Origin of the sequence: Gelidibacter pelagius (assembly GCF_017581925.1) — a bacterium.
GTDB classification, from domain to species: Bacteria; Bacteroidota; Bacteroidia; order Flavobacteriales; family Flavobacteriaceae; genus Gelidibacter; species Gelidibacter pelagius.
This window is the reverse complement of sequence record NZ_JAGEVG010000008.1, coordinates 18,900-31,660: the sequence shown is the minus strand read 5'-3', so window position 1 is coordinate 31,660 and position 12,761 is coordinate 18,900. Positions and strand designations below refer to the sequence as shown.

General features: G+C 38.9%; 10 protein-coding genes. 2 read left to right on the top strand and 8 right to left on the bottom strand.

The window, feature by feature from the left end:
* The first annotated feature begins 35 nt into the window (after nucleotides 1-35).
* Nucleotides 36-929, top strand: a complete 894-nt coding sequence (locus J4051_RS08015) for an IS1595 family transposase (protein ID WP_208233352.1) — start codon at nucleotides 36-38, stop codon at nucleotides 927-929.
* 67 nt (nucleotides 930-996) lie between these two features.
* Here J4051_RS08015 and J4051_RS08010 read toward each other — a convergent pair whose 3' ends face one another.
* From J4051_RS08010 to J4051_RS07975, 8 genes are all read right to left on the bottom strand, one after another.
* Nucleotides 997-1,557: a hypothetical protein gene (locus tag J4051_RS08010; protein ID WP_208233351.1), complete on the bottom strand. Its 561-nt coding sequence runs from the start codon at nucleotides 1,555-1,557 to the stop codon at nucleotides 997-999.
* 155 nt (nucleotides 1,558-1,712) lie between these two features.
* Nucleotides 1,713-2,420 carry an RluA family pseudouridine synthase gene (locus J4051_RS08005; RefSeq protein WP_208233350.1) on the bottom strand — a complete coding sequence of 236 codons (708 nt, stop codon included), beginning with the start codon at nucleotides 2,418-2,420 and terminating at the stop codon, nucleotides 1,713-1,715.
* 156 nt (nucleotides 2,421-2,576) lie between these two features.
* Complete coding sequence (panB, locus tag J4051_RS08000; protein WP_208233349.1) at nucleotides 2,577-3,395, bottom strand: 3-methyl-2-oxobutanoate hydroxymethyltransferase; 819 nt, start codon at nucleotides 3,393-3,395, stop codon at nucleotides 2,577-2,579.
* Nucleotides 3,396-3,586: 191 nt separating this feature from the next.
* A complete protein-coding gene (locus tag J4051_RS07995; protein ID WP_208233348.1) occupies nucleotides 3,587-5,245 on the bottom strand; it encodes an MBOAT family O-acyltransferase in 1,659 nt (552 codons plus the stop codon).
* Entirely contained in the window at nucleotides 5,238-6,533 is a 1,296-nt protein-coding gene (locus J4051_RS07990; RefSeq protein ID WP_208233347.1) for a GDSL-type esterase/lipase family protein, read from the bottom strand. The genes J4051_RS07995 and J4051_RS07990 overlap by 8 nt, the downstream gene beginning before the upstream one ends.
* Nucleotides 6,530-8,008 carry a GDSL-type esterase/lipase family protein gene (locus tag J4051_RS07985; protein ID WP_208233346.1) on the bottom strand — a complete coding sequence of 493 codons (1,479 nt, stop codon included), beginning with the start codon at nucleotides 8,006-8,008 and terminating at the stop codon, nucleotides 6,530-6,532. The genes J4051_RS07990 and J4051_RS07985 overlap by 4 nt, the downstream gene beginning before the upstream one ends.
* A 245-nt stretch (nucleotides 8,009-8,253) precedes the next feature.
* Nucleotides 8,254-9,678, bottom strand: a complete 1,425-nt coding sequence (locus J4051_RS07980) for an L-serine ammonia-lyase (protein ID WP_208233345.1) — start codon at nucleotides 9,676-9,678, stop codon at nucleotides 8,254-8,256.
* A 310-nt stretch (nucleotides 9,679-9,988) separates the two neighbouring features.
* Complete coding sequence (locus tag J4051_RS07975; protein ID WP_208233344.1) at nucleotides 9,989-10,510, bottom strand: hypothetical protein; 522 nt, start codon at nucleotides 10,508-10,510, stop codon at nucleotides 9,989-9,991.
* Between the two features lie 175 nt (nucleotides 10,511-10,685).
* On the opposite strand from J4051_RS07975, the gene dnaK reads away from it, so the two are divergent.
* Nucleotides 10,686-12,596: a molecular chaperone DnaK gene (gene dnaK / locus J4051_RS07970; protein ID WP_208233343.1), complete on the top strand. Its 1,911-nt coding sequence runs from the start codon at nucleotides 10,686-10,688 to the stop codon at nucleotides 12,594-12,596.
* The last annotated feature ends 165 nt before the right edge of the window (nucleotides 12,597-12,761 follow it).

The window sequence follows — 12,761 nt, the reverse complement described above, 5'->3', positions numbered from 1 at the left end:
ATACGTATCTTTATTGTCAGTAAATATATGATATTATGGATATTTTTAAAGGTCAAAATCTTCTAGAGTTCTCTGATCGGTTCAAAACTGATGAAGATTGCAAGAAATACCTAGCTTCAATCAAATCAAATATGGGCTATAAATGCCTGAGATGTAATCATACTGCTTGCCAAGTCCGCAAAGATTTTGCAAGGCAGTGCAACATCTGCGGGCATATTGAATCTCCCGCGGCCAATACACTTTTTCACAAGGTTAAATTTGGAGTTCGCAAAGCATTTTTTATTTGTTTTGAAATGGCAACATCAACAAAAGGTTTATCTGCCAGCTATATGGGTGTGCGCTATGGCGTGACGGAAAAGACAGCTCGACTTTTTATGCTGAAAGTCCGAGAAGCCATGGCTTCAAGCGGCAACAGTCCTATGGATGGTGATGTCCACGTAGATGAGTTTGTGCTGGGCGGCAGAGAAGAAGGAAAGACGGGAAGGAGCTACGACAGCAAGAAAAAGAAGGCGGTCACGGCGGTTCAGCTAACCAGGGACGGTAAGGTAAAGCGGATGTATGCCAAGAAAATAAATGATTTTTCAGCACAATCCCTGCAATACATCTTTGTCGACCATATAAGTCGGGAAGCCAATGTTACAACGGATGAATGGAGAGGTTATAGGCCTATAGCAAAAGTCTATAACATCGTACAGATAAAAAGTAACAAGGGGTTGAATTTTAAAGCGCTCCACACAATGATATATCAGGTCAAATCTTGGATAAGGACAACCTTTTCTTGGGTAAGTCCAGATAATCTAAACAGATATTTTAATGAGTTCTGCTTTAGAATAAATCGCTCACAAAGTAAAGCCACAATATTCAACAACCTTATTGTGAAAATGGTGGAAGGAGACAAAATATATCAGACAGAATTAATAAGCAACTAACTACTGACCTCTATAATATTATTTAAAAAATTCGACTAAGTGTAAAAATTAGTCTGTTCTGAGAATGTCAATTTTTGTTTTTATAGAGATCAATTGCTTTTAAAAATTTCATTCCACCAACCTCAGTTTGATCGTATATAAATCCGTTTAATTCAGGATGATTTTTATCAATCCAGCTTAAAAGTCCGTTTCTATTCCTTTCCCAAGTTGCTTCTTTAAAGTCCACGTATTCAATTTCTACACTAATTATTTTGTCGTTTTTGAATATTAGAGTCTGATTTGTTAAAAATGGTTCTTCGTGAAGAAAAGAGATTCTTTTGTCCATCTTTAAAATTTTTGCTTTTACAATTCCCTCCACTTCCTCAATTTCAAGTATGTTATATTTAGGGTCAAATACCGAATCCCATTTTAATAACTCCAAATAATCGCCTTTGGAATAGGTTTGCTTATACGCTCCTTCAATTTTAGTTAGGCTATCTGCAAACCATTCCGCCATTTTAGAATAGTCTGAATTGTCAAGAGCCTTAAAATATTGTTTGGCAATTTCAACTCTGTCAATTTCCTTTTCGCGATTTTCACAGGATACAAATCCGATGGTCAATAATAAAAGTAGGACGGCTTTTTTCATTGGTTACTGTTTTGGTTGGGATAAGACCATGTTTTAGGGAGAGAAATATAATGTCACATTCAGATATTTAAAAAAAGTGTAAGCTTTTGTATTCTGTGCCTTTAAGTCTTTGTTTCATGCAGCAAAGCGGTCTATCCTCATAGTTCTTTAAAAAGTTATAAGCACGCCTTCCAGAGCGGGTCTTCGGGCAAGGGAGCTTCAACATCAATCTTCTCGTTTGAGACTGGATGGATAAATGAAAGACCACGGGCATGTAGACTGATGCTGGCGTCGGGATTGCTTCTGTCAAAACCATATTTTAAATCGCCCTTGATGGGACAACCGATGCTTGATAATTGCGAACGAATCTGATGGTGCCGCCCAGTTTCCAACTGAATCTCAAGTAAATAATAATGATCTAAGTTTTTTAGAATTTTATAATGTAGAATAGCCTTTTTTCCATCAGTAATTTCCTTACTGTAGGCTGTGGATTTGTTGTTTTTTGGATTTTTCCTTAACCAATGGATGAGCGTGTCTTCTGTCTTTGGTGGTAATTGTTTAACCAAGGCCCAATAGGTCTTTTTGGCATCCTTTTCGGCGAATATTTTATTCAGGCGTGGTAATGCTTTGCTTGTTTTAGCGAAAACGATGACGCCTGTTGTCGGTCTGTCCAGTCGATGTGCAACCCCTAAATAGACGTTCCCGGGTTTGTTGTACTTTTCCTTAATATAAGATTTAACCACTTCACTCAAGGGCTTATCTCCGGTTCTGTCCCCTTGCACAATATCACCCGCTCGTTTATTGACAATGATGATATGATTGTCTTCGTACAAAACTTGGAGGTTGTCTTTATTGGAAAGGGTTTTTTCTTGATTTTTTGCCACGAATAGATGTATGTTTTATTTTGAAATATTAATTAAGTAGTAAGAAACAAGAAACAAGAAACAAGAAACAAGAATCAAGACTGTTTCATAACTTTAGACTCATAATCCTGAACTCATAACTCATAACTCTGAACTCACAACTCATAACCCAAAACACTAATACTGTTCCTCATCATTAGGGAAGTCTATGTTTTTCACATCTGATACATATTGTGAAATGGACTTGGTCATATCTTCATAGAGGTTCATATAGCGACGTAAAAAACGCGGATGGAACTCATGGGTCATTCCCAACATGTCATGCAGTACAAGCACCTGTCCGTCCACTCCATTGCCAGCACCAATGCCAATAACCGGAATGGAAACGCTCTCCGCAACTTCTTGTGCCAATTTTGCAGGGATTTTCTCCAATACAATCGCAAAACAACCTATTCTTTCAAGCATCATTGCATCTTCTTTAAGCTTGTCTGCTTCTTCATCTTCTTTAGCTCTTACGGTATAGGTTCCAAATTTATAAATGGATTGTGGTGTCAATCCCAAATGGCCCATCACTGGAATTCCGGCATGTAAAATACGTTTGATGGATTCCTTGACTTCTTTGCCGCCTTCCAATTTCACAGCATGGCCGCCGCTTTCTTTCATAATTCTGATAGCAGAGCGCAAAGCTTCCTTAGGGTCACTTTGATAGCTTCCAAAAGGTAAATCAACAACTACTAATGAACGTTCAATGGCACGCACCACACCGGCAGCATGATAGATCATTTGATCCAAGGTGATCGGTAAGGTGGTTTCATGACCTGCCATGACATTACTTGCAGAATCGCCCACCAAGATCACATCCACACCAGCACCGTCAACAATTTTTGCCATGGTAAAATCGTAAGCGGTGAGCATTGATATCTTTTCGCCATTGGTTTTCATATCCACCAAGGTCTTTACGGTGATTCTCTTGTAATCTTTTTTCGCTACTGACATAGTTTTTTATTTTAATGATGTAAAAATAACAATTAAGTGGGAAGTATTTAGAACAAAGCTAATAGAATTAAGACATAGACTACGATGATATAGGACTCGAGACTTTTTAATTGCGAATTTTTGTTGCCAAGACATAATTTTATGCACTAAATGATTTTCTTAATACTTAATACTATGTTCTTGATTCTAATTTAAAACTGGAAATAAATAAACGGTTGAAAATCCGTAGAAAATGCCTGATAACAAATGATTCCGACACTTGCTGCAATCAATACCTTGGCAAATGCCGGGCTTTTTGCATAAGCGCTTTCAATTTTATTTTTGGTAGATGCGGGTAACCAATGTGTGATATATCCTAAAATCATCACCCAGAACACCAGTTGATAGTGGATCAAAATATCCAAGGCATAATGCCAATCCATGTGATAAGCGACTTGCTTATACCAACGCGCAATATGATCCATGCTTTCGCCTCTAAAATAAATCCGTGTGAAGGTGATGAAGGTCAGCGTGACCAAAATCTTCCACCATCGCACATACCATTGGTTATTGGTTTCATAAGGACTCACTTTTCGCCAAAATTTATAAACCACAATTCCCAAGCCATTCAGTCCACCCCAAATCACGAATTTCCATGACGCCCCATGCCATAGACCACCTATGAGCATGGTCAGCATGAGGTTGATATTCGTATTGATTTGATTTTTTACAGCTGTGTTGAAAAGTGACAAAATATAAATGAGAAGAGCAGAACCCAATACAATCGATACGACCAACATGTCTTGATAAGCATAGAGAACACCCAACAGAATAATGCTCAAAATAATATAAGAAGCTACAGTGCCTTTCCGATTGCCACCTAAAGGAATATACAAATAATCACGAAGCCAAGTAGAGAGGGAGATGTGCCAACGTTTCCAGAAATCGCCGGCATTGGTCGCTTTGTAGGGCGAATTAAAGTTGATGGGCAATTTGAATCCCATCAATAAAGCCAATCCGATAGCAATGTCCGTATAGCCAGAAAAATCGCCATAAATTTGAAGTGAATACCCAATCATGGCCATAACGTTGGCAAAACCTGAGAACATTTCGGGAGCGTCAAACACACGATCCAGGAAGTGCATCGCGATAAAATCGGCAAAGATCATTTTCTTGATCAATCCTTTCAAAATCATGAAGGTTCCGGCATCAAAATCAGATTTCGTGATGACCGTTGGCTTGGAAATTTGCGGTACAAAATTCTCTGCTCTCACAATAGGGCCAGCAACCAACTGCGGAAAGAAACTTACATAAAAGCCAAAATCGAGAATAGACTTTAAAGGCACTAACTTTTTTCTGAAAATGTCCACGCTATAACTGATGGTCTGAAACGTATAAAAAGAAATCCCAACCGGAAGAATAATTTTATCAACCGTGAAATAATTCTGATTATTAAAACTGTTTCCCCAATGCGCCAACCAATTGACCACTTCAAAGTTGGTGTGGAATAACATATTGAAAGAGTCCGTAAAAAAGTAGGCGTATTTGAAATAACACAGCACGGTCAAATTGATGATGACACTTAAAGTCACTAAAATATAGCGCTTGGTTTGTTGTTGGCTTTTATGAATGTTCTTTCCGATAAAAAAATCAACGAGTGTACTGAAAATAAGGATCCCAATAAAAAAACCGCTGGTTTTGTAATAAAAGAATAGGGAAATTAAAAAGAGGTAGGAATTTCGCAGCGTAATTTTCTTGTGCACAAGGGCAAACAAGAAATAGACCACGGCGAAAAATATCCAAAAATTTGCTTGGGTAAAAATCAACGGATAATCCTCCGAAAATTTAAAAATATCGTACAGCCTATTCATTCAAGGTTTTATAGTGCTTTAACAATTCTTCTTTATTTCTATGGGTGGATTTTGCCCAGGCATCAATTAGCGCCTCCATGAACAAATCGGCTTTAATGCTATAGCCCAATTGTGTAAAATGAATACGATCACGAGGCATTAATTTGTTCTGGTACCATTTGTTTGATGAGCCCAGACCGCCCATGATGTCATATAAATCCCAAACAGCCATCTGATGTTTTTCTGCCAATTCCATGATCACTTTTTGTTGTGTGGCCGTATTTGGATTCGGGATTTTACGTTGGTAATAATCGTCATTGGGAACCATCAGTAAAATAGCGCAATCGGGATTGACCCGCTGGATCATTCGCATAAAGGCTTCGTAATACTCTCGAAATTTTTCAGCATCAAATTCACTTTTCGGCATATAGGCATCATTCGTCCCAATAGCAATGATAAAGAGATCAGGTTTATAAAGTTGCAATTGTTTTTCAAAATAGGCAGCGCGGTCATAATAGGCAAAACTCCCGCCATTCACACCGATGCTTGTGTATTCGATGCCGTCATTATCGTTCATGAATTCCATGCCCATCAACGCAAACTCAGGATTTGCAATACTATCATTTTTTAATTCCAAACAAAACTCCACTTCGTCAATCAGCTTATTGAATCGAAACTCCCGATACATTTTATCTGAATTCAAAGTGTCAGAAATCACAAGCTCAGGGTCGAGAACGGTCAGATTGTAATCTGATTTCCACGTATTGTAAAAAATCCTGAGCTTGTTGAACTCATAAGGCTGATTGGTATAATTTCGATAATTGGATTTCACAATAATCGTGTCTGATTTCTCTCTAAAGGCAGCGGTGACACCCGCCAATCCCCAAGCGATGCTATCTTTTCTGACTGAAGAACGATAGCCTTTCCATTTTGACTTTGTGGCTTCAATCCGATAATTGGTCGGATTGTTGGTGTGCGCCAAATGATATGGAAATACAAAACCGCGCTGACCTTGTGATACGGTATTGGTGTTTTGAAGATAGGTTCTGATTTTATTGGAATAAATATCCGCTTGAATATGCGATCCACCGATATGGAAAATATGTAGTTTTTGTTTTTCACCACTATAGACAGCATCCAATTTGGAGAAAAATTGACGGAAGGTTGGAGAGCTGTCTGCCATTTTAAAGGTGTTCGCTTCAAAGTTGATCAGATGGCCATATTTTGGTGTCAGACTGTCCAGAACATAGTTCTGTGCCAAAAGAGTCGTGGTAAATCCTATAAAAAGTAATACTAAACGGTGTTTCATTTCTTGTTCTTTAAATCTAAATAGAGGGACAGAAAAAATAATTCGGAGATGATTTTTGTACCTGAGGGCGAAAAGTGCGTATAATCATTAGCCGCCAAACCTTGATCGACCCAATGCTGCATGGAATTTTCTCCGCCCATCGCATCAAACATGCTCCAAAAAGCAATGCCGTTTTCTGTACACATCTTTTGTAAAGTCTGATTTAGATAAGGGAGTAGAGGATAGGTCCTCATCTTTCCATTTTCATTGGTGGTCATGTCTGACGGCCCGATAAAAATCACATTGGCATTATTGCTTTTGCGTTTGACCCAATTGATATGATTTTTTAGATAGCTGGCGTATTCTGCAACCTCCAATGAGTCTTTAATATAGGGAACTGAATTCCCGCCATATTGAAAAATCAATAGTTTGGGTTGCAATTGTTGATACATTTTTTGAAAATTGCCGCTATTGGTTCCCGCGAAGATTGTTCCAGAAGATCCTCTCATGGCCACGTTGTCCAAAGATATGCCACCTTTACCATCTAAGGTGATACCGTAAAAATCTGGACTTATTTTGCTTTCCAGTTCAATTTTTAAATGGGATGGGGTTTCGGCTAAGTGTATAGCTAATTTGTGGTAAGCGCCATCCGCAATCAATTGTTCAGACTTGATGAGCTGACCATCATTATACACTTTTACGGAAGTTGGCGCGAGCGCGTTTCCGTAATGTAAACCAATAGTGTTGAAGGTTCTTAGAAGTGGATAGGATTTCGTTGGAATGCCGATATCAATCGTGGCTTTTGATAATTTTAAAGAATCTAAGAGCAGACTGTCCACAGTTTCATAAGCCTCAGTAAATCTAGATAGCGACGAGTAGGCACCATATTTTTTATGAGGAAATTTTTGTTGGGTAGGATCAAAGTAGGCATGTCGCATCCAATTATCAGAATGTGTGACATTGGCACTGATTTGATCGTAAACTTGAACAATGGGTATAAAACCTGGGCCCGTGCCACCGTAAAGACCTTGAAGTCTGTTCCTCAGGTATCCTGAAATCCGGTCGCCCTCCAATTGCGAATCGCCATAATGGATGATGCGGCACTGATCACTTTGTAGATTTTCTCGTAGCTGTGCTATAAAAACCTGGCGATCTTTTGGATATTTGATGCGCTGTACTTTCGAAGTGTCAATTTTGGTGAAATCCGGAATTTTAGGTTTCAAATCGGATCCTGAGATGTCTTTGTCAAGGTCTTTGACCAAACCTTCTATATTATCGACGATACTATCCATACTCTTAAGTTTGGAAGGATCCTGACTTTGAACTTCTAAAAAACTTTCGTGAGTGGGATACTTAATGTGGACATCACCTACAAAAAAACCTTCTTGGGTTTTGCCATTGTCGAGCTGCTTGGAAGTACTGAGATAGGTCACTCCTAATAGCACCAAAAGTGCAGCAACAATATAAAGCAGTATTTTAAAAGGTGAATACCTCATTCGCGATTCGGGGACTGGTTAAGCTTTGATGTCCGAAATATAGTCACAAATTGGCCTAAAAAATGGTTGGAACGAAAAAAAATGAAGCTGGTATACTTTACTGATTTCAAATTAGAAGTTGTAAAACAATAAGATTTTAGAATTATTTAATTTCCGGTCGGAACTCTTGCTATTTATATGTATTAGAATTTTTACTACTTAAAAGTCTGATTTGAGATCCGATTGAAATAAAGATAATTATGTTCTTAACAATCTGACAAATTCACGCCAACTGCCAATCCACCTTCTGAAGTTTCCTTGTATTTGGAACTCATGTCCTTAGCCGTTTCCCACATCGTGTTGACCACTTTATCAAAAGGGACCTTCACGTTTTTGGGATCTGTACCCAACGCCAATTCTGCTGCATTAATGGCTTTAATGGCACCCATGGCATTTCGTTCAATACACGGTATTTGCACCAAACCTCCAATAGGATCGCAGGTCATTCCTAAATGATGTTCCATGGCGATTTCTGCGGCTATCAACACTTGATCTGGAGTGCCTCCCAGCAATTCACATAAGGCACCTGCTGCCATAGAAGACGATACGCCAATCTCTGCCTGACAGCCACCCATCGCCGCTGAAATAGTGGCGCCTTTCTTAAAGACACTGCCAATTTCGCCCGCCACCAAAAGGAATTTCTTAATGTCTTCAAAATCGGCTTCATGATTTTCAATCACCATATAATACATTAAAACTGCCGGGATTACCCCAGCACTTCCATTCGTTGGTGCTGTTACAACACGACCCAATGCCGCATTCACTTCATTGACGCTGAGGGCAAAACAACTGACCCAGGTCAAAATTTGTCTGAATTTGACTTCAGTTTTCCTAATGGTCTCTAACCATTCCTGTGGATTTTCATAGGGGAGATCACATTTTAGAGTTTTATGCATGTCAAACGCACGGCGTCTCACGTTCAATCCTCCGGGCAAATGGCCTTCCGTATGACAGCCAATATACATACACTCCAACATGGTGTCCCAAATGCGTTTCAATTCAAAATCGATAGTCTCCATATCCCTAATCGATTTTTCATTTTCTAAGACCACTCCTGAAATTGGTAAGTTTAATTCGCTGCAATAGGCTAATAGTTCAGTTCCCAATCGAATTGGATATGGGAAGGTGTTTTCGAATATTTCGTCCTGCTTCTTTGAAACTGTACGTTCTTCTGTGACCACAAATCCGCCACCAATAGAGTAGAAGGTCGAACTGGATTTTTGACCGTTGATGGTTGCAGTAAATATCATGCCGTTAGCATGATATGGTAAAAATTTTCTATTGAAAACGATATCCGTTTTAGCATCAAAAGCAATCGGAAGTTCATTGTTGAACCGCAAGGTATTAGTGTTCTTGATGGACGCAATAATCGTTTCGATGTCCTCTATTGGAATATGTTCAGGATCGGCACCGTATAATCCCAACATGACGGCGTAGTCGGTTGCATGCCCTTTGCCAGTCAATGATAAAGAACCGTATAGATCGACAGTTATATGCTCTACTTGGTCAAAGGTGTTGCTCTCCTTTAATTCTTTTATCCAACGTTCGGCAGCACGCCAAGGGCCTAAGGTGTGGGAACTTGATGGGCCAACCCCAATTTTTAACATATCAAATACAGAAATACACTCCATTGACGAAAACGATTTAGATTGACAAAGATAATCTCTTTTTAGGTGAAAACACAGTGGTGGAGAGGATGAGTTTTGAGTTGGGAATTTTAAGTTCAAAATTTAGTGTTCAACGCTCAGAGAATAGGCTATAGTGTGAACACTATCTGGGGAAGTCTACGATTTCTACGGGAAATATTCATACGAATTATAAGAAATGCCCTTACTTCACAATTTAATGACAATTTAAATCTGCCCCGTTACTGACGAGGCAGATTTAAACTGACTGTTAACTGCAAGAAACATCTTTATAAAAAAATGAACTGCTTTGAGTTTATTTCATCTCAAAACTTTCAATGTGATACGACTGCATGACTTCATTAAGATTTGAGATATCAATTCCGTCCACATTATCGGCAGGGATGACAACCACTCTGAAAACTTGGTTGTTGGTCCATTCTGTACCTAAGGTTGTGAAATCTACAGTGCCATCTAAAAAGAATCGTACATCAGTTTGAGTAAAATCAAAATTGTAAATAAGGTTACCATTATTAAAAGTTACCATCTGGGGCATCAAGCGCCAAATGTCAGTACCATCTATGGTGTCCCATAAAATATAAACCAGTGTAACGTCAGACTTTAACACTTCAAAACCATAGTTTTCTGTGAACGAAAACTCATTGTCAGCGTTGAAAGTAACATCGATTTCAAAGGCAGAGGAAGCAATAATACCACCATCATTACCTGGAGTTCCTGTATTTCCCGGAGGACCTGGAGGTCCTGGAGGTCCCTGTGAACCAGTACAAGCGGTCATTAGCATAGCTGTGACAAATAATAAGGATACAATCTTTTTCATGTGATTTTGTTTTGGGTTATTTGTAAAATTACAAATCCTTTTTTTATCTGACGCTATATCTACGCTGAACTTTTTCTAAAATAAATGACACCTTGTCATATTTTCTGTCATGGCACAGTCATTGACATATACAAAGAGAAATAAAAAATTAATAATTCAACACAAAACATATATTATGAGTAAAATAATTGGAATCGATTTAGGTACAACCAACTCCTGTGTTTCGGTAATGGAAGGTAATGAGCCAGTTGTAATTCCTAATGCAGAAGGTAAAAGAACTACACCATCAGTTATTGCTTTCGTAGAAGGCGGTGAAATTAAAGTTGGTGACCCAGCCAAACGTCAAGCAGTTACAAACCCTACAAAAACTGTTTCTTCGATCAAACGTTTTATGGGAAACAAGTATTCTGAATCTAAAAATGAGGCAGAACGTGTGCCATATAAAGTGGTAAAGGGAGACAACGATACGCCAAGAGTAGATATTGACGGTCGTTTATATACACCACAAGAATTATCGGCAATGATTCTTCAAAAAATGAAGAAAACTGCTGAAGACTATTTAGGTCAAACAGTAAGTGAGGCGGTAATTACAGTACCTGCTTATTTTAATGACTCGCAACGTCAAGCAACGAAAGAAGCTGGAGAGATTGCAGGTTTGAAAGTTAGACGTATCATCAACGAGCCAACCGCTGCTGCTTTAGCTTACGGATTGGATAAAAAAGGACAAGACCAAAAAATTGTGGTTTTTGACTTTGGAGGTGGAACACATGACGTTTCTATCTTAGAATTAGGTGATGGCGTTTTTGAAGTATTGTCAACAGAAGGAGATACCCACTTAGGTGGTGATGACGTCGACCAAAAAGTAATTGATTGGTTGGCTGACGAGTTCAAATCAGAAGAAGATATCGATTTGCGTAAAGACCCTATGGCGCTTCAACGTTTGAAAGAAGCTGCTGAGAAAGCAAAAATTGAATTGTCGTCATCTGCTCAAACAGAAATCAACTTGCCTTATGTTACGGCTACCGCAAGTGGTCCAAAACACTTGGTAAGAACATTATCACGTGCAAAATTTGAACAATTGATTGACGATTTGGTAAAACGTACCATTGAGCCATGTCAAAATGCAATGAAAGCTGCAGGTCTTTCAAAAGGCGATATCGACGAGGTGATCTTGGTTGGTGGATCAACACGTATCCCGGCTGTACAAGCTGCGGTTGAAAAATTCTTCGGAAAAGCACCAAGTAAAGGTGTGAATGCTGATGAAGTTGTTGCCGTAGGTGCTGCAATTCAAGGTGGTGTATTGTCAGGAGATGTAAAAGATGTATTGCTTCTTGATGTTACTCCGTTGTCCCTTGGTATTGAAACTATGGGTAATGTGATGACGAAGTTGATTGAAGCTAATACGACGATTCCTACTAAGAAATCGCAAGTATTCTCAACAGCTGCAGACAATCAACCTTCAGTGGAAATCCACGTATTACAAGGTGAACGTACTATGGCCGCTGATAACAAAACAATTGGACGTTTCCATTTAGATGGTATTCCACCAGCAAAACGTGGAACACCACAAATTGAAGTGACGTTTGATATTGATGCCAATGGTATCATTCACGTAACTGCAGGAGATAAAGCAACTGGAAAAACACAAGATATTCGTATCGAGGCGTCATCTGGATTGACTGAAGAAGAAATCCAAAAGATGAAAGCTGATGCTGAAGCAAATGCTGAATCTGATAAATTAGCGAAAGAGAAAGCAGAAAAATTAAATGCTGCTGATGCTATGATTTTCCAAACGGAAAGTCAATTAAAAGAGTTTGGTGATAAATTATCTGATGATAAGAAAAAACCAATCGAAGAAGCATTAGAAGAATTGAAAACAGCTTTTGAATCTAAAGATATCGCTGTAATCGATCCAGCTCTTGAGAAAATCAATGAAGCTTGGAAAGTTGCAAGTGAAGAAATGTATAAAGCGCAAGCAGATCAGGGTGGTGCACAACCAGGTCCTGACGCTGGAGCAGCTGGTCAAGATGGACAGTCCAATGAAGGCAGCGATGTTGAGGACGTTGATTTTGAAGAGGTGAAATAACAAATTTCTGCGAAGGCAGGAATCTCATCAAAAAAACGCAATCATTAACTTGGTTGCGTTTTTTTATGCGAAATCCAGACCCTTTCAGGGTTTCAAACCCTGAAAGGGTTTTGAGAACCTGAACCCTGTCTGCCGACACGTAGTCAAAACCAAAAGTAGAGCGCA